The sequence below is a fragment of the Parachryseolinea silvisoli genome (assembly GCF_021190955.1).
Taxonomy (GTDB): Bacteria; Bacteroidota; Bacteroidia; order Cytophagales; family Cyclobacteriaceae; genus Ohtaekwangia; species Ohtaekwangia silvisoli.
Genome location: NZ_JAIOAO010000001.1, coordinates 1,071,474 through 1,089,527 on the forward strand (window position 1 = coordinate 1,071,474; position 18,054 = coordinate 1,089,527).

Sequence of the window (18,054 nt, forward strand, 5' to 3'; positions counted from 1 at the left end):
TAGGCTCCCCCAGCTGCCTGGAAGAGCCTATTCAGAAGCTTACCTTAGCGATGTAAGTTTTTCGCCCAGGATTACTTAATATACCGGAAATCGTGGCCCGGCTTGAGCTGGAGCAGGAATTCGTAAATCAGGTTGATAACGTTTTCGACATCGTCTTTATGCACCATTTCTACGGTAGTGTGCATGTATTTCAAAGGTAAGGAAATGAGCGCAGAGGCCACTCCTTCGGCAGAATATGCAAAAGAGTCGGTATCTGTGCCGGTGGAGCGTGAAACAGCCTGGCGCTGGAAGGGAATCTTACGCTTCTGGGCGGTCTCAATTACCATCTTCAACACGTTATTCTGCACGGCGGGGCCATAGCACACGACGGGGCCGCTTCCAGCCTTCAGGTTGCCACTTTCACGCTTGTTATACATGGGTGATTGGGTGTCGTGCGTCACGTCGGTACAGATGGCCAAATCAGGCTTTAGGCGGCGGGAAATCATTTCCGCACCCCGCAAGCCGATTTCCTCTTGTACAGCATTTACCACGTACAGGCCGTAGGGCAATTTCTTCTTGTTTTCGTGCAGGCGACGGGCTACCTCCGCAATCATGAAGCCACCCATGCGGTTGTCCAGCGCGCGACCTACCAGCCAGTGTTTGTTCATTTCCATCAGCTCGTCTTCAAAGGTGATAACGCAGCCCACGTGTATGCCGAGGTCATCTACTTCTTTTTTATTGGCGGCACCGATGTCTATAAAAATGTTCTTCAGCGACGGCGCCTCTTCGCGCGCTGCATCCCGTACGTGAATGGCAGGCCACCCAAATACGCCTTTTACCATACCCCGCTCAGTATGAATATTTACACGCTTGGAGGGCGCTATCTGGTGGTCGGAGCCACCGTTGCGGCGTACGTAGATATAGCCGTCGTCTGTGATGTAGTTTACGAACCAGGAGATCTCGTCGGCGTGTGCCTCGATAACCACCTTGTATGTTGCCTTGGGGTTGATAACTCCTACGGCTGTGCCATATACATCCACGATCTGATCACTGATATAGGGTTTGAGATAGTCCAGCCAGATCTGTTGGCCCGAGCTTTCAAAACCCGTCGGGGATGCATTGTTCAGGTACTCGTACAGGAATTCTTTGCTTTTTTTATCCATAGTGAATATGCTGTTTCGGGCCACAAGGTAATAAATTCGGCCAAAAAGAAAGCCCGCCTGCCCTGCCGGAGGCGGGCGGGCTTTGCCGCAAGTGTCTTATCGCACGAACCGGTTATTCAAACAGCTCCTCGATGGGCTGACCCGTGCAGCCACTCGGGAACTTGATGTTGAGCAAAAGCGATACGGTCGGGGCTACATCAGTTATGGTGTGGTAGCGCGCGGACGCGCCTTTGCGAATGCCGGCACCGTAGAAGAGGATCGGCACGTTGGTGTCATACGTATAGGGTGAACCGTGGGTAGTACCTTGAATCGAACCCGACTCAAACCAACCGGGTTGCAACACGATGGCAATATCACCCGACCGACGGGGGTTATACCCGCGGATCATCATGCCCTTGATGCCCTTCTCATCATAGCTGCCCTGCCGAAGCTCGGCCTGCGTGTAATAATTGGCTACGCCGTCCATCGTCATCAGGTATTTGCCGATGAGCTCGCTCGCGATCATCATTTCGATGCCCGACGACTTCGGGTCTTTCTGAAAGGCGTCGTGGTTGAGGAACACTTGTTCGTTGCCGATGCCGGCAATGATTTTACGACCGGGGAAGTAACTCTCTAAATATCCTTCCAGCTTTGCCTGCGCAAATTCGTTGCTGAAGTAGCCAGCCGGCATTTTGCTGTCTTTCAGGTATTGGGGTACGTCGGCGACGGCGTGATCCGCCGTTAAGAAAACGGTATACTTGCCAGCGCCCACTTCTTTGTCGAGTGTCTTGAGCAGGTCAGCCAGGTTGCGGTCGAGGCGGAGGTATATATCTTCGAGCTCCACAGCTTGCGGGCCAACGGCATGACCGACGGCATCGGTAGTTGAGTACGAGATGCAAAGGAAGTCGGTGATGTCGTCCTTACCGAGACTCTCGCCCGCCAGGCTGGCCTTCGACATTTCCGTGAGGAAGTCGTTCGCAAAGGGCGTTACGTAGAGCAGATCATAGCTCGTACTCTTACCTCTAAGGGCAGGCAAGTCGTAGGGAAACACAGGTTTGGCTTTGCCGCCGATCTTCTTTTCATATGGCGAATCGTCGGGACCGCTTTCGGTATACTGCGCAATAGGCAGAAGCGTATTCCACGTTTGGTTGAGGTACTGCGCGGGCAGGTTGAGCGAGTTGAATTTTGTTACCCATGCTGGCAGTTGGGTCATGTAGTAGCTACTGGTCATAAAGGTGCCGGTCTTGCCATCAAACCAATAAGCGCCGTCGGCCATGTGGCCGGCCGGTAATACGGCACCGCGGTCTTTGAAAGAGATGCCGATTACTTTTGCACGCTTCTGGGTGAAGAGCTTTAACTCGTCTGTGACGGTGGATGACAGCATGCGCCAGGGCGATACATCGCCGTTGCCGTCTGCACCAACCGCTTTGCATGTTGAATCCTCCACGCAGTTAACAGTCTTGCGGGTATCTTTATCGTAGAAGTCGTTGCCGATGATGCCGTGTATGGCAGGCGTCGAGCCGCTATATACTGAAGCGTGACCGGGGCCAGTCACGGTAGGCGCATAATTATAGTGTGCGTTGCGCAGCATGAAGCCATCGCCCATCAGGCGCTTAAAGCCGCCGTCACCAAATTTTGAGTAATAACGAGAGAGGTATTCCTGGCGCATTTGGTCGACTACAATACCCACAACAAGCTTGGGTTTTGTCGTTGCGCCCGGCTGAGCCCAGGCAGTGTTAGCCAGGGCCACCAATACTAGTACAATGATTCTTCGCATGCATGTTAAATTCATGCAGCAAGATAGAGAATCACCCTAATACTGGCATTAAACTTTTATGAACGGATTGTTGCGTCCTGATAAAGATACGGTGTACAATCAACACCGACTATAGCTTGATTAGAACGCGCGCAAGACTGTTTAAAAAATCACGATGGCGAGCAGCGCCATAGAAATCACAGAGCTTGCAAACATGAGCGCCAGGCCCAGAAAGTGATATACATTGATCTGCTTCATAGTAGATAAAAAAGGTTAGGTCCAAAAAATAAATACTACGCGTAAGCGTATGACCAAAGCAGACTAAAGACATGAACAGAGATTACGATTTGGTGCTGCAGCATTTTTTCTGCGTCATGCCTTGTTAAAGCCGTAAGGTCACACACAGATTTAAAACACTATCGTTTGCAGCATTGTTCGCAAACCGTTGCAATATATAAAAAAATCAATTTGACACATTATTTCGCGAAAAAAAATTGAGGAAAAAGAGCCCCGTTTTGCCCCTGGCATAAAAAATCCAGGTCAATCTGTCGATAGCGTCGCCCAACGCGGTCGGCCAAAGTGTCGTAAAAGGCCTTTTCAGCGAGCCATTCTTTCCGAAAAATATTGCTGGCGGCGAATTTGACGCCCCTCTCCCATATTTAGGGAATACAATATGGATGCTTTTTCGACAATGATCATCGACGCCGTGGAGAAGACCAAGAATGCCGTGGTAAAGATCGATGTGTTTAAGCGCGACGCGCAAGGTATACTGCGGGCCGCAGGGTCGGGATCAGGCTTTATCTTTTCGTCGGACGGACTGGTGTTTACCAACAGCCATGTCGTAGACGGCGCCGAAAAGATCATGGTGAGCTTGCTGAACGAAAACGAGATCGAGGGCTTTTTAGTAGGTAAAGATCCTGATACGGATCTGGCCATTCTCAAGATCTATAGTGAAGGATATTCGGTGGCGCGTTTGGGTGATGCGCAGCACTTACAAATCGGCCAGCTGGTAATCGCCATTGGCAATCCCTATGGATACCAGCACACCGTCACCACCGGTGTCGTCAGTGCTTTGGGGCGCACATTGCAAACGCAGTCGGGGCGGCTGATCGATAATGTAATTCAGTCCGACGCGGCCTTGAACCCCGGCAACTCCGGCGGGCCCATGATCACGACGGAGGGTGATGTGATCGGAGTCAACACGGCGGTGATACAAGGAGCGCAGGGACTGAGCTTTTCCGTTGACATCAACACGGCAAAGGAGATCGCGCAACAACTGCTGCGCGATGGTAAGGTGTTTAAAGCATACCTGGGTGTGATGCTGCAAGAAGTAACCTTGAATCCCAAGGTGAAACAGCACCACGACCTACGGAATAAACGCGGATTGTTCATTACACGCATGGAGCCTGACTCACCGGCATCGCGCTCGCAATTACAGGAAGGCGATATACTGGTAGCCTTTAACGATAAGGTAATCAACAGCTCGCATGAGCTCTTCAAGGAGCTAAGCCACCGCGCCATCTTAACCACCACAAACGTATCGGTGATCCGGCACACCGAGCTGCTGCACTTCAGTATTTTTCCCGCGGACCGGAAAGGGTAAAAAGCAAAGCGCGCTGCCCAATAGGACAGCGCGCTTTATTATGTCACAGGCTGGTGGAACTACCACCGTTTCTTTTGACCCGTGCGGGCGGGTCCTTTGCTATAGCTACCGCCACCTTTTCCATAGCTACCTTTGCTTTTCCTATACGGCCTGTCGCCATCGCCGCCGCCGGAAGATTCCTTACCATCGGTCACCTCCACGCGTACGGGACGTCCTTTGTAAGTACCACCATTCAGGGCTTCGACCACGCGGGCAGCTTGATCTTTCTCCACTTCGAAGAACGAATACGCGCCTTTCAAGTCTATCCGACCGATATCTTTCTTGCCAAGACCTGTTTGTTCGTCCACCAGCTCCAGCAGGCCGGGCACATCGAGGCCATCCATCTTACCCAGGTTGATAAAGAGACGCGAACCGGAGGATACATACTTCTCGTCTGCAGCCCCTCCTTCACTACGCTCGCCTTTAGCGTTCAGGTCGGGCGCATTGCGGTAGTAGTCGAGGAATCGATTAAACTCGATTGACGCGAACCGCTTTATAAGCTCCTGCTTGGTGAGGTCGGCGAGCTGTTCTTCGATGGCGGGCAAGAACTCGGCGATCTCCGCATCGTTCACCTTAACTTCGTGTACGCGGTTCATCAGGGCCAGCAACTGCTTTTGGCAGACTTCCTGTCCTGTGGGAATCATCATACGCTTGAACGGGGACTTTAGCGTCTTTTCGATATGCTTTACCTTGCCGAGCTCACGCTTGGAGATCATGGCAATTGATATACCCTTTTTACCGGCGCGCGCCGTACGACCGCTGCGGTGGGTATAGAATTCCATTTCGTCCGGGATGTTGAGGTGGATAACGTGTGTGATGTCATCCACGTCGATACCGCGGGCGGCTACGTCGGTCGCCACCAGGATCTGTAAACTACGCTGACGGAATTTAATCATCACGCGATCACGCTGCTGCTGGGTCAAATCGCCGTGGAGTGAGTCGGCGTTATAGCCATCTTTCATCAAACCTTCGGCGATCTTCTGGGTGTCAATGCGCGTGCGACAAAAGATGAGGCCGAATATCTCGGGCGTGTAGTCCAGGATGCGCTTGAGCGCTGCGTACCGATCTTTTTCTTGAATAAGGACGTACTGGTGCTCGATATTTACGTTGCCAGTGTTCTTCTCGCCGACCGTCAGTTCGAACGGGTCGGTCATGTAGTTTTTCATGATGGCCCGCACTTCACGTGGCATCGTGGCGGAGAACAACCAGGTGAATTTAGTTTTCGGCGTAAACGACAGGATTTTGTCCAGGTCGTCTTTAAAACCCATGTTTAGCATTTCGTCGGCCTCGTCGAGTACGACAAAGCGTATAGTGCTCAGGTTGATGGCCTTGCGGTCGATCAGGTCAATGAGGCGACCGGGAGTCGCGACGATGATCTGTGCCCCCTTTTTCACTTTACGAATCTGCTCGCTAATGCTGGAGCCACCATAGACGGCGACGATATTAAAACGCTTTACTTTTTCGGAGAAGTTCTCGAGGTCGTTGGCGATTTGCAGACCAAGTTCACGTGTGGGGGCAAGCACCAGGGCTTGTGTGTCGCGGCTCTTGTCGTCTACAAGGTCGAGCAGCGGCAGGCCGAAAGCGGCAGTCTTACCGGTTCCCGTCTGGGCGAGACCCACAAAATCACGATTTCCATTCAACAGGACGGGAATGGCTTGTTCCTGTATGGGAGTAGGTGTTTCGAAGCCGATTAATTGCACCGACTCCACCAGTCCCCTGGACAGGCCCAGGGATTCAAAAGATTTCATTAATTTTTTTCAGTAAGCGGCAAAGGTACGGCTATTAATTGACAATTTGGGGAAAAGCTGCATTGTGCCGGCGACACCGGCTTTGTCAAAATAAATGCAGGACAGAATAGCTCGGAACAGGTGTTTTGTTCGGGGCAAAACAAAAAAAAGAGGCCCTGGGACCTCTTTTTAGTGGAGAATATCGGAGTCGAACCGATGACCTCTTCCATGCCATGGAAGCGCTCTAGCCAGCTGAGCTAATCCCCCGAAAACGATGCTTTCCGGAAAAAGCGAGCGCAAATATATTTTAATTTGGCTATCAACCAAAATGCGGGGAGAGTTTAAAAATGCGAGGAAGTTTAAAAACTGGATTTTTATATCCGCCCGAATCGACTGGCGTCAATCAAGGTAGACTCTTCTGCACCATCGGCGTAATTTAATCACCATCCGTCCTAGTACTTTTAGGACTAGCTTATCACTAGCATAAGTCTAGGTTAATACTAGCTTGAATCTAGCTCATCCCCCCTTTATCCAAGCCGTTGGAAAACGTCTCCAAAACTACACGAGAAGAACCCAGGCAGGTATTTACATCATCTGATTCCGGTCTGTGAAATCCTTAAACTGCTTTCGATACGAATCGCTTACGGGCAGGGTTACGTTGCCAATCTGCACTTCGCCTTTATGTACGACGTCGATGGCATCTACTGCTACAATATAAGAATGATGGATCCGAATAAATTTATCCGTCGGTAATTGTTCCTCCAAAGTTTTCAGGCGCTGCAGCGTAACAATCTTTTGCTGGCGGGTGTGGATGGTGACGTAGTCTTTCAGTCCCTCCACATACAATATATCAGCCCAACGTACCTTGACGAGCTTGGTGCCGTCCTTCACAAATACAAAGGGTTGCTGCTCGGTTGGTTCTGTGCGAGGCGCTTGCACGGATGGCGGCGTAGTGGGTGTTAAGCGCTGGCCGGCTTTCTCGACTGCGCGTAGAAAACGTTCAAATGTGACGGGCTTAAGCAGGTAGTCCACCACGTCGAGGTCATATCCTTCCAGGGCATACTCAGAGTACGCTGTTGTGAGTACGACCAGGGGGCGTTTCTGTAATGTTCGCAGCAGCGAAATGCCGGTGATCTCGGGCATCTGAATGTCAAGGAACAACAGGTCCACCGGGTTAGAGCGTAGCACTTCGATCGCCGCCAGGGGGCTGGCACATGCTTGCAGCAACTGCAGCGAGGGCACCTTGCTTACATAGTCGGTCAGCAGGTTGCGTGCCAGGGGCTCGTCGTCGACGATCAGGCAGGTGATGCTCATGCCAAAGTGATTTTTAGTGTGAGCGTATAACGGTCGGCATTTTTCTCTGTGGTGAGGGTATGGCGACCGGGGTAGCTTAAGGCTAATCTACGCTGAACATTCTGTAATCCAATGCCGGACTTGCCTTGCTCGCTGGCGGTGACGGCGTGGTTGCTATTTTCTACCGTGTAGATACATTCGTTGTCGCTTACGCGGATGCTAACCTTGATCCATGCATCGCCGGGACTTGCGCCGATGCCATGTTTAAAGGCGTTTTCCAGGAATGTGATAAAGATGAGGGGCGTGATGCGTACATTCTGCACATCGCCGTGTACTTCAAAGCCGATGGGAATCTGTCCGTTCAGGCGCAGGCGTTCGAGGCTGATGTAATTTTCCATGTATTCGATCTCCTTCATCAGCGGCACGTCTGCGTGGTTGGTTTCGTAGATCATGTAGCGCATCATTTGCGAAAGCTTGGCAATGACCTCGGTGGTATTGGGAGATTGTGAATAGGCCAGGTAATAGAGGTTATTAAGCGTATTGAACAAAAAGTGGGGATTGATCTGCTCTTTCAGGAAGTTGAGCTCGGAAATGAGCTTTTCATTTTCGATGGCCTTTTTACGGGATTCGAATTCAAACCATTCCTGTACAAAGCGCAGCATGGCCACAAAGATGACGACGAAGAGGCTCGTGGCTGCAACTTGCACCACAAACGTTGTACTGTATAAATAACCGGCTTTGTGCGTGTAGCCGTCGACCAGGTAGCGCTGCATGTGCACGCGTCCGAACATGAGGATTGCAAAGGGAATAAAAAACTCAAGCAGGTAACGGCCGGTGTTTTTGTGTTTGAGAAAGCGTGGTAGAACAATGAAATAGTTGAAGTAAGCGACGGCCATATTAAACGCCACGTGGAAGCCTGCCTGGGTAAAAACTTCCAACATTTCGACTTCGCGTTCGCGGTGGCGGAACGACGAGAACTGGTAGACGAAAAACGATAGATACGCGCACCAGAAGGAAAGGTGCAGCAGGAAAACACGGTGACGTTGAAAGAAGGATTGCATGCTGCGGGTTAACGCAATAAATTTACGGCATCGTACGGCGCGGGTATGGTCTTTTTCACATTTTTCTACCGTTGGCGGAAATTCATCGACCGGTGCGCCGGGTTGTCCGTACTTTTCGGGAAAGTCGAGTTTTTACCCGAAATGTCGAAGCAATCAGCCCATTGGTATAATACGTACCGGCAGCCATTAACAAAAGATTTCCTTTGCCGTTGACCTATGAAATAACGGATTTCCCACATCCCTTTTAACAATTTACCTGAGAGATTTAATATGAAAAAAGCACTTTTTTTCCTGGTGATCACTATGCTCCATGCCGGTGTGTTTGCGCAGGGCCAAGGTGGAGGCAGTGTAGCGGTTGGGGCCAGCAAACCTATTGCGGGTAGCAAGATTACCGGTACAGTGCTCGACGCCGAGACCCAACAGCCTGTCGAGTTCGCGACGGTAGCGCTGGCAGCAGTCGGCACAGAAAAACCGCTTGACGGCACCGTCTGCGATGACAAAGGAAAGTTTACGATCAGCAAAGTGAACCCGGGCACCTACGATGTGATCGTTTCTTTTATTGGCTATGAAACCCAAACGGTCAAGCAGATCAATGTACCGGAGAAAAAAGATGAAGTTAACCTGGGCGTGATCAAGCTCAGTACCGGCACCAAGGTGCTGAAAGAAGTGGTCGTAGAAGGACAGAAGGCATTGATCGAGGAGCGTGTAGACCGCACTGTATACAATGCTGAAAACGACCAGACTGCCCGTGGTGGCGATGGCACCGATGTGTTGAAGCGTGTGCCGATGCTGTCGGTAGACCTGGACGGCAACGTCACGATGCGGGGCAGCTCGAATGTACGGGTGTTGATCAACAACAAACCTTCTACGATCATGGCCTCCAGCGTGGGCGACGCGCTCAAGCAAATTCCCGCCGACCAGATTAAATCCGTCGAAGTGATCACCTCCCCTTCTGCTAAATACGATGCAGAAGGTTCTGCCGGTATCATCAACATCATTACGAAAAAGAATACACTGGAAGGCCTGACGTTAGGGGTAGACGCCGGTGTGGGTACACGCGGTTCTAACCTGGGCCTGAACGGAAACTACCGTCGCGGCAAGATGGGCTTTTCCCTGGGCGGCTGGGGCCGTTCCAACTACAATGTGAAAGGAAGTTTTCGAAGCGACCAGATCACCCAATCAGGCGATGGCGACGTTACCAATATACAAAGTGCCGATACCCGCAACCGCGGACTGTTTGGCAACTACAACCTGGGCTGGGATTACGACATCAATGACAAAAACTACATGACAGCGTCGGTGCGCTTTGGCGCCCGCAACGGTACAAACTTTCAAGACAATCTTTTCAGCCAGATCACCAACAGCCAGGGTGTCACCAGCAGCTTGCGGGACGCTACGTCTGAAGATCTCTCCAATTCCGTAGACGCAAACGTTACGTTTACGCACTTGTATGAAAAACCTCAGCGCGAGCTGAGCATCATGGGGAGCTACGGCATCAACAATCGCACAAACTTCTTTGAAAACATTCTCCGCGAGCAGGATGGCGCGGTGGCGCGGTCGGGCTTTAAAAATGACAACGACAGCTATAACGAAGAAATAACCTTTCAGGTAGACTACCAAACTCCGATCAGCACCAATCAAATGCTGGAATTTGGCGGAAAGGATATTGTGCGTAAAGTATACAGCAATTATACCTACCTGATCGACAGCGAGGGCGACGGCACGTATATACCGTCGGCAAGCTCTTCTTTATCCAATAACCTGAACTACGACCAGAATGTTGTAGCAGGCTATCTGTCATACACCTATACGACACCCAGCAATTATAGCTTCAAGGGCGGTGCACGGTATGAGTATACGACTATCGATGCGTATACCCAAACCGAAGACAATATCGACATTCCGGCCTATGGCTCATTGGTACCCAGCCTGAACATATCAAAGAAGTTTGCAAACGGCAAAACGGTGAAGGCCGCCTACAACCGTCGTATCCAGCGGCCGTCCATCCGGTTCCTGAACCCCAACATCCAGGCGTCCAACCCGTATGATATTACCGAGGGTAACCCGACATTGGATCCGGAGTATACAAACAACTATGAGCTGTCGTACAGCACGTTTATCGGCGGTACTACGTTAAACTTCTCTACCTTCTGGCGTAACACGAACAACGCCATTCAGGACGTACGCAACGTCATCGGCAATAATCCAGCCGACCCTGACACGGTACGCACTACGTATCGTAATATAGGGCAGGAAGATGCAGTGGGTCTGAACTTCTTCGCGAACGTAAACGTAGGCAAGCTGTCGCTGAATGGTGGTACAGATTTGTTCTACTCTATGCTGAAGAATCGTACGAACGACGCGCAGTCGAACGCTACCAACTCGGGTTGGGTAATGGGCTATCGTTTATTTGGCAGCTATAACCTCTCCAAAGGCTGGGGCTTCCAATTCTTTGGTTTCTACCGCGGACGCCAGGTGCAGCTGCAGGGCACACAGGGCGGCTTCGGTATCTATAGCCTGGGCCTGAAGAAGGACTTCAACAATAAGAAAGGCAGTGTAGGTTTTGGCGCAGAGAACTTCTTTACGCCGGAGTTCAAGATCCGCAGCGAGGTGAACACACCGACGATCGACCGCAACAGCATGACCAGCATGCGTAATATGAGCTTCCGCGTTAACTTCAGCTACCGCATCGGCAAAATGAGTGTTGATTCGAAACCGAAGCGCCGTCGTTCCATCAACAACGACGACCTGAAAGAAGGCGGTGGCGGTGACATGGGCGGTGGTATGCAGGGTGGAGGCGGTGGTGGCCAGGGCGGCGGCACACAACGCGGCAGTGGCACCGCTCCGACTGTTCCTGTTAAACCGCTTGCTCCCGTGGATACCGCAGCGCAAATAGATGCTACCGGTTCATGGAACTATACGGTTGATTCCCCGCAAGGCGGCGAAGGCACACTGGTAATCAAGAAAGAAGGCGCCGTCTATAGCGGTACGATCAACAATAAACGCTTTAGCAAGGAGCTGCCATTGTCGTCGGTAAAAGTCAATGGCAATGAGCTGTCGCTGGAATACGAAGTGTCATTTGGTGGTAACACCATGATGATTCTCGTGAAGGCCATCATTACGGGTGATACCTTTAGTGGAAACATGGCCGTGGGGCAGTTTGGAACCTTCCCGATTCAAGCAAAGAAGAACTAGCGCATTCGGCTAACAGGAATAAAAAAGCGGTGTCGATTAAATCGGCACCGCTTTTTTTATATGCCGGTATATTATGCTTTCTCCGCCAACGTACGGAGGTTGCGAACGATCTGCGGATCGACAGTGCGTAGTTTAAATTCAGAGCCTTCTTCAGAGCCCATGCCGGCGATGGCCAGGTTCTTGTACTCCATGGCGCTGGCGGTGTATGCCACGGCAGCCGAATGTATTTCCCGGGCGCCTGACTTGCGGACAATATCTTGTACGGTTTCTTCATTTACACCTGAGCCGGGCATGATAGCGATGCGGCCCGCGGCACGTTTTATCAGTTCGCCAATAAGGTCGGCGCCCTGCAACGCCTTGGGTTGCTGGCCTGAAGTAAGAATGCGATCGAAACCTACTTCAATACAATCTTCCAGCGCTTCGAACGGATCGCGGGTCATATCAAACGCGCGATGGCATGTTACTTTGAGCGGCCGCGCTTTTTCAATGAGTTCGCGGCAACGTTTCTTATCGATTGTGCCGTCGGGGTTTAATATGCCAAAGACAACGCCATCGACACTGAGTTTTTGACATTGGAAGATATCACGCTTCATGGCGTGGTACTCATAGCTGTTATAGTGGAAGTCGCCGCCGCGCGGGCGAATCATCACAAACACATCGATGTTCAGATGCTGGCGGATTACTTCGATGGTTCCATGCGACGGTGTGGTTCCTCCGTCGCCCGGGCTATCACACAACTCAATGCGGTCTGCGCCGCCTTCCTGCGCCTTGAGGGCAGAATCAATGTTGTACGCTACTATCTCGATTTTCATATATGTCATTTGTTGGGGCCGAAAATAGGTAAAAACGACCGGGAAGGGCAAAAAAGAAGAGTCCCCGGTTACGGAGACTCTCTATAGAACTAGGTTTAGGTAAGACGAAATTTTTAACTGGCGTTACTTTCGATGAGCCAGCATTCGTTTGGTTTATAACGAACTTTACCAAAGATATTTCTTTTACCATTACCTTCAAACTCCTACACCGGATTTTTCAGGGGCATGGATTAAAAGTGGCTCTTGCCGTCAAAAAGTTGGTTTCCTTCGGCAGTGTGAACAGCGTAGGTAAAGCCTTTTTGCAAACAATAGGCTCCATATTCACCTTGTTTGTTCAGCGCCAGAAATCCTACCTGCACTTGCTTCGCTTTTTCGGGATTCTTTTTGAGTATCCGCTCCACGGCCAGGCGGCACGCATCCTGCGGTGAGTTGCCCTGACGCATGAGCTCTACCACCAGGTGGCAACCCACAATGCGGATCACCTCCTCGCCTACTCCCGTAGCCGTAGCAGCACCCACCTCGTTGTCGACGTACAGACCGGCACCAATGATGGGCGAGTCGCCTACGCGACCATGTAATTTATAGGCCATGCCGCTGGTGGTACAGGCGCCAGACAGGTTGCCGGCGGCGTCCATGGCAATGATACCGATGGTATCATGGTTCTCGATGTTGGCTACTGGTTTATATTCTGCCTTTTTCAGCCACTCTTTCCACGCCTTTTCGGATTCTTTCGTCAATAGCTTTTCTTTCTTAAAGCCATTAGCCAATGCAAACTGTAAAGCACCATCACCAACCAGCATGACGTGGGGCGTTGTCTCCATCACTTTACGGGCTACGGAAATAGGATGGACAATGTGTTCAAGACCGGCTACGGAACCGCAGCTGCCATGTTCATCCATGATACAGGCATCGAGCGTCACGTGGCCATCACGGTCGGGTAAGCCTCCCAGGCCGACGGAGGTTTCTTTGGGATCAGCCTCCGGCACGCGGGCGCCGGCCTCTACGGCGTCGAGCGCGCGACCGCCGGTGGACAGAACTTTCCAGGCCTCCACGTTGGCCCCCAGGCCAAAGTTCCAGGTCGATAGTACAATGGGCTTGGCGCCGTTACCGGCCGACGATTGGGCCAGGGCTGATTTCGCAAACGGCAGGGCAGCAGCACCCAGGGCCGTCAGTTTAATAAATTTTCTACGTGAAGTCATAGACTCGTGTTATCGGTATAGGATTCGTATCATCAAAACGACTGACACCCTGCCGTTATAACCCTACAGCGGTATATTTCCGTGTTTCTTTTTTGGCCGTGTTACGACCTTGTTTTCCAGCATGGCAAACGCGCGGATAAGTTTCTCGCGGGTCTGGTCGGGGTAGATCACCTCGTCGATATATCCGCGGTGCGCGGCGCGGTAAGGGTTCGCAAATTTTTGCGTGTACTCGGCCACTTTTTCGTCCAATTTTGCCGCAGGGTCCTCTGCCTCGGCAATCTCTTTTTTGAAGATGATCTCGGCAGCACCTTTGGCCCCCATGACAGCGATCTCGGCGGTAGGCCAGGCGTAGTTCAGATCGGCACCAATATGTTTGGAATTCATGACGTCGTATGCACCGCCATACGCCTTGCGGGTGATGACCGTCACGCGGGGTACAGTGGCCTCGGAGAAGGCGTACAGCAGCTTGGCTCCGTTGGTGATAATCGCGTTCCATTCCTGGTCGGTACCGGGCAGGAAGCCAGGCACGTCTTCAAACACCAGCAGCGGTATATTAAAGCAGTCGCAGAACCTTACAAAGCGCGCGCCTTTTACACTGGCATCAATGTCCAGTACGCCGGCAAGTGACGCCGGCTGGTTACCGACGATGCCGATGCTGCGGCCGGCGATGCGGGCAAAGCCCACCACGATGTTTTCCGCAAAGTTCTTATGCACTTCGAAAAACGTTCCATCGTCTACCACGCCGGCAATTACCTCGCGCATGTCGTACGGCTGGTTGGGATTAGCCGGTATGATGTTATTCAGCACCGAACGTTTTTCATTTCCAGCCGTGTAGGGAAGCCGCGGTGCGTCGTCCTCGCAGTTCTGTGGAATATAGCTCAGCAGCGTTTTGATATAGGTGATACACTCTACTTCGTTTGCACAGGCAAAGTGTGTCACGCCGCTTTTAGAGCTGTGGGTAAAGGCGCCGCCGAGCTCTTCCGACGTAACGTTTTCGTGGGTCACCGTCTTTACCACGTTGGGGCCGGTCACAAACATGAACGACGTCTTTTCGACCATCAGGATAAAGTCGGTAATGGCGGGTGAATATACTGCGCCGCCTGCGCAGGGGCCCATGACGGCGGAGATTTGCGGAATTACACCCGAGGCCAACGTGTTGCGGTAAAATATATCGGCATAGCCACCGAGTGATACGACACCTTCCTGAATGCGCGCGCCGCCGGAGTCGTTCAAGCCAATGACGGGGGCGCCGTTCTTCATGGCCAGCTCCATGATCTTCACGATCTTTTCGGCATGTGTTTCGGAAAGCGATCCACCGAAGACGGTAAAGTCCTGGGAGAACACATAGATCAGCCGGCCGTTTACTGTACCGTAACCTGTTACGACACCGTCGCCGAGGTAATATTCTTTATCGAGACCAAAGTCTTTGCTGCGGTGCATGACGAATTTTCCCAGTTCCTCAAAAGAGCCTTCGTCTACCAATAAGAGGATGCGCTCGCGTGCGCTGAGCTTCCCTTTGGCGTGTTGTTGCTCGATGCGTTTTTCGCCTCCACCGACGAGGGCTTCCTGATTTTTACGTTCGAGCTCGGCAAACTTCTGCTGGAGGGAGGGTTCTTCAACTACTTGTTTGGGCATGTGCTTGGGTTAATTCCCTAAAGATAGAAAAAGTAGAGAGTCCAAACCTATAACCGGAAATTCGTATCTTCACGCCCTTTCTAACCACCCATGTACGCAAAAATCGCCATTATCGATATGGGAACGAACACGTTCCACCTGCTTATGGCAGGGGCGGACGAACGCGGCTACCACATTCTCTCGCGCGACCGGCTGGCCGTGAAGATTGGCATGGGCGGCATTAACGAGGGCTATATTACCGAAGCCGGCATTCACCGCGCGCTGCTGGCCATGCAAAGCTTCAAGAACATCATCTACGAAGCCGGCGTGCAAAAAGTGTATGCCTTTGGCACCAGCGCGTTGCGCAATGCCCGCAACAACCACGAGGTGGTGGCACGCATCAAAGCCCTGACAGACCTGGACGTCGACATTATTTCCGGCGACCGCGAAGCAGAGTTTATCTACTATGGTGTGAAGTCGGCACTACACCTGGAAAGCGACCGATCGCTCATAGTCGATATCGGCGGCGGCAGTGTGGAATTTATTATTGGCGACAACGATACTATCTACTGGAAAAAGAGCCTGGAGATCGGCGCGCAGCGGCTACTGGAAAAATTTCACCAGCACGACCCGATCACGCCGGCCGATATACAAGCGCTCGATGTTTATTTCGACACGATGTTGGTGCCGTTGTTTGAAGCATTGGAGCAATACCCCACCCGTGTACTCGTCGGGTCTTCCGGCACCTTTGACACGTTAAGCGACATTTTCTGCATCCGTCACGATATTCACAAAACTGCCGAAGAGATTGAAACGCCGTTGTCATTGGGAGGGTTCTGGGAAATCTACGACGAGCTAATTCACAAGGACCGCGCCGCACGCATGCAAATGCCCGGCATGATTGACATGCGCGTCGACATGATTGTTGTGGCTTGTTGCTTAATTCGGTATTTGTTGGAACGTCACGACTTTAATCGCATTCGTGTATCAACGTATTCCCTGAAGGAGGGTGTGCTGGCGGCACTTATTCAGGAGATGAAGTTGCTGGCCTGAGTTACGGCGTATGCATCTCGCGCATCGCAAGCCGTTTTACAATATACCCCACCAATAGTCCAAAGCACGCAAAGCCCAGCACGATATAGAGTATATTTTCCTCAAACGCGGCAGTCGTTAGATTTAGAAAACGCCCCACGAGATAGCCTGCCGTGCTGACGGTCGTAGCCCACAGCAATCCACTTACGACACTATATACTAAGAATTGCGCCGGACGAATATGACTCATGCCAATGACGACAGGGATCAACACCCGAAACCCATAAAGAAACCGATAGGTTAATAAGATCTGGAACTGGTGACGGGCAAAGAACTTCTGTACGGGACTAAAACGTGCCTGCAGTTTTGGACGGTGAGCAATGAAATATTTACCGTTCAGCCGACCGACCATGTAGTACACCCAATCGCTGATAAAAGAACCGGCGAAACCGAAGAGCATGGTGTAGGGGCCTTCAAAAAGCCCCTTGTGAATGAGGGACGAGGCCACCAGGATAGCGGTCTCACCTTCGAAAAACGTTCCGATAGTCAAGGCCAGGTATCCGTATTTGTCTAAGAATGCCTCCACGTTAATCGTCGCCTATGCTCTCCAGCTTACAGAATGTATCGGTGCCGATGTGCATCAGGGCATCGCCGGCATTGATGACAGGTATATTGTTCAGACCGATTACGTAGCCGGTCTCTATGGCCAGGATTTTTTCCTGAAACTCTCCAAAAGGATCTGTCACCGTTCCCACCCAGTCACCCTTTTGTACGTGCTGTCCGCAGATGACGTTGGGCTGAAAGAGGCCAGGCGTTTTTGCCCGAATCCATCCCGTACTCCAAATCACTTTGTTTTCTACCTCGGGATGTGGCGCGTCGTCGATCATGTTGAGGTACTTCATCAACCGCAGAGTGCCGGCAATGCCTTCTTTGATAGCATGCTGGTCAAACCGGAGGGACTCGCCACCCTCATATACAATAATATTTTTACCCTTGCGGGAAGCTTCCTTGCGCAGTGAGTTAGGTCGGAACGGCGCATCGATCGTGAAGGGCGCCGCGAAGGCCTGGGCCAATTCGAAGTTAATCTTGTCTTTGAGCTCGGCGCGTACCTGCGGATAGTTTGCGCGCATGGCACCACCGGTATGAAAGTCGACGCCGAAGTCGATAATAGGTACTACCTCGTGCATCATGTGATACGCCACCCGACTCGCCAGCGAGCCGTTTCGGTTACCGGGGAACGAGCGGTTTATATCCTTACCATCGGGCACTTCGCGCGAGTAGTTCAGGAAGCCGTACATGTTGATGATCGGCATACACACCACGGTACCACGTTTGGGCTGATGTAAACCGCTTTCCAGCATCCGACGGACAATCTCCATACCGTTAATCTCATCGCCATGCATACCTGCCATCAGCGCCAGCACGGGGCCTTCTTCGAGTGCTCGCGATACATAGATGGGCGTGTTAATAACGGTGTGCGACGGAAGCCGGGCGATGTTGATGTTGATGGTCTTTGATTCGCCTGCCTGGATGGTATGGTCCGCTATCGTGATGTCTTTCATAAGGAGTTTTCCTACCCGACCAAAAGTCGGGATTTATGCT

At 51.7% G+C, this 18,054-nt stretch carries 13 protein-coding genes and 1 tRNA gene; 3 read left to right on the forward strand and 11 right to left on the reverse strand.

Annotated elements, in window-relative coordinates:
- Positions 1-71: 71 nt before the first annotated feature.
- Positions 72-1,142: a M42 family metallopeptidase gene (locus tag K7P01_RS04505; protein WP_267290275.1), complete on the reverse strand. Its 1,071-nt coding sequence runs from the start codon at positions 1,140-1,142 to the stop codon at positions 72-74.
- A gap of 112 nt (positions 1,143-1,254) precedes the next feature.
- Positions 1,255-2,898, reverse strand: a complete 1,644-nt coding sequence (pafA, locus tag K7P01_RS04510; protein WP_267290277.1) for an alkaline phosphatase PafA — start codon at positions 2,896-2,898, stop codon at positions 1,255-1,257.
- 652 nt (positions 2,899-3,550) lie between these two features.
- On the opposite strand from pafA, the gene K7P01_RS04515 reads away from it, so the two are divergent.
- Positions 3,551-4,480, forward strand: coding sequence for a S1C family serine protease (locus tag K7P01_RS04515; protein WP_267290279.1), 930 nt, complete (start codon positions 3,551-3,553; stop codon positions 4,478-4,480).
- A 59-nt stretch (positions 4,481-4,539) separates the two neighbouring features.
- On the opposite strand, the gene K7P01_RS04520 is transcribed toward K7P01_RS04515, so the two are convergent.
- The 4 genes from K7P01_RS04520 to K7P01_RS04535 form a co-directional block, all read right to left on the reverse strand.
- Complete coding sequence (locus K7P01_RS04520) at positions 4,540-6,267, reverse strand: DEAD/DEAH box helicase (protein WP_267290281.1); 1,728 nt, start codon at positions 6,265-6,267, stop codon at positions 4,540-4,542.
- 172 nt (positions 6,268-6,439) lie between these two features.
- Positions 6,440-6,513: transfer RNA gene (locus tag K7P01_RS04525), tRNA-Ala, on the reverse strand.
- Positions 6,514-6,831: 318 nt separating this feature from the next.
- Positions 6,832-7,560, reverse strand: coding sequence for a LytR/AlgR family response regulator transcription factor (locus K7P01_RS04530; protein ID WP_267290283.1), 729 nt, complete (start codon positions 7,558-7,560; stop codon positions 6,832-6,834).
- On the reverse strand, positions 7,557-8,600 hold the full coding sequence (locus K7P01_RS04535) for a sensor histidine kinase (protein WP_267290285.1): 1,044 nt from the start codon (positions 8,598-8,600) through the stop codon (positions 7,557-7,559). Before K7P01_RS04535 ends, K7P01_RS04530 begins: the two co-directional genes overlap by 4 nt.
- Before the next feature lie 270 nt (positions 8,601-8,870).
- Here K7P01_RS04535 and K7P01_RS04540 point away from each other — a divergent pair, with 270 nt between their 5' ends.
- On the forward strand, positions 8,871-11,795 hold the full coding sequence (locus K7P01_RS04540; RefSeq protein WP_267290287.1) for a TonB-dependent receptor domain-containing protein: 2,925 nt from the start codon (positions 8,871-8,873) through the stop codon (positions 11,793-11,795).
- 71 nt (positions 11,796-11,866) lie between these two features.
- Here K7P01_RS04540 and K7P01_RS04545 read toward each other — a convergent pair whose 3' ends face one another.
- The 3 genes from K7P01_RS04545 to K7P01_RS04555 form a co-directional block, all read right to left on the reverse strand.
- Entirely contained in the window at positions 11,867-12,607 is a 741-nt protein-coding gene (locus tag K7P01_RS04545; RefSeq protein ID WP_267290289.1) for a copper homeostasis protein CutC, read from the reverse strand.
- 230 nt (positions 12,608-12,837) lie between these two features.
- Complete coding sequence (locus K7P01_RS04550; RefSeq protein WP_267290291.1) at positions 12,838-13,806, reverse strand: isoaspartyl peptidase/L-asparaginase family protein; 969 nt, start codon at positions 13,804-13,806, stop codon at positions 12,838-12,840.
- 63 nt (positions 13,807-13,869) lie between these two features.
- On the reverse strand, positions 13,870-15,441 hold the full coding sequence (locus K7P01_RS04555; RefSeq protein WP_267290293.1) for an acyl-CoA carboxylase subunit beta: 1,572 nt from the start codon (positions 15,439-15,441) through the stop codon (positions 13,870-13,872).
- Positions 15,442-15,531: 90 nt separating this feature from the next.
- Between K7P01_RS04555 and K7P01_RS04560 the strand changes: the two genes are divergently transcribed.
- Complete coding sequence (locus tag K7P01_RS04560) at positions 15,532-16,473, forward strand: Ppx/GppA phosphatase family protein (protein ID WP_267290294.1); 942 nt, start codon at positions 15,532-15,534, stop codon at positions 16,471-16,473.
- Position 16,474: 1 nt separating this feature from the next.
- Here the strand turns inward: K7P01_RS04560 and K7P01_RS04565 are convergent, their stop codons facing one another.
- The gene (locus tag K7P01_RS04565) at positions 16,475-17,038 is read right to left on the reverse strand and encodes a DedA family protein (protein WP_267290296.1); all 564 of its coding nucleotides are present in this window, start codon (positions 17,036-17,038) and stop codon (positions 16,475-16,477) included.
- A gap of 1 nt (position 17,039) precedes the next feature.
- Positions 17,040-18,014: a succinylglutamate desuccinylase/aspartoacylase family protein gene (locus K7P01_RS04570; RefSeq protein ID WP_267290298.1), complete on the reverse strand. Its 975-nt coding sequence runs from the start codon at positions 18,012-18,014 to the stop codon at positions 17,040-17,042.
- Positions 18,015-18,054 lie beyond the last annotated feature (40 nt).

Bases quoted from the DNA above. Each gene is read 5' to 3' on its own strand.
- K7P01_RS04505 (WP_267290275.1), bottom strand. From the start codon at position 1,142: ATGGATAAAAAAAGCAAAGAATTCCTGTACGAGTACCTGAACAATGCA.
- pafA (WP_267290277.1), bottom strand. From the start codon at position 2,898: ATGCGAAGAATCATTGTACTAGTATTGGTGGCCCTGGCTAACACTGCC.
- K7P01_RS04515 (WP_267290279.1), top strand. From the start codon at position 3,551: ATGGATGCTTTTTCGACAATGATCATCGACGCCGTGGAGAAGACCAAG.
- K7P01_RS04520 (WP_267290281.1), bottom strand. From the start codon at position 6,267: ATGAAATCTTTTGAATCCCTGGGCCTGTCCAGGGGACTGGTGGAGTCG.
- K7P01_RS04530 (WP_267290283.1), bottom strand. From the start codon at position 7,560: ATGAGCATCACCTGCCTGATCGTCGACGACGAGCCCCTGGCACGCAAC.
- K7P01_RS04535 (WP_267290285.1), bottom strand. From the start codon at position 8,600: ATGCAATCCTTCTTTCAACGTCACCGTGTTTTCCTGCTGCACCTTTCC.
- K7P01_RS04540 (WP_267290287.1), top strand. From the start codon at position 8,871: ATGAAAAAAGCACTTTTTTTCCTGGTGATCACTATGCTCCATGCCGGT.
- K7P01_RS04545 (WP_267290289.1), bottom strand. From the start codon at position 12,607: ATGAAAATCGAGATAGTAGCGTACAACATTGATTCTGCCCTCAAGGCG.
- K7P01_RS04550 (WP_267290291.1), bottom strand. From the start codon at position 13,806: ATGACTTCACGTAGAAAATTTATTAAACTGACGGCCCTGGGTGCTGCT.
- K7P01_RS04555 (WP_267290293.1), bottom strand. From the start codon at position 15,441: ATGCCCAAACAAGTAGTTGAAGAACCCTCCCTCCAGCAGAAGTTTGCC.
- K7P01_RS04560 (WP_267290294.1), top strand. From the start codon at position 15,532: ATGTACGCAAAAATCGCCATTATCGATATGGGAACGAACACGTTCCAC.
- K7P01_RS04570 (WP_267290298.1), bottom strand. From the start codon at position 18,014: ATGAAAGACATCACGATAGCGGACCATACCATCCAGGCAGGCGAATCA.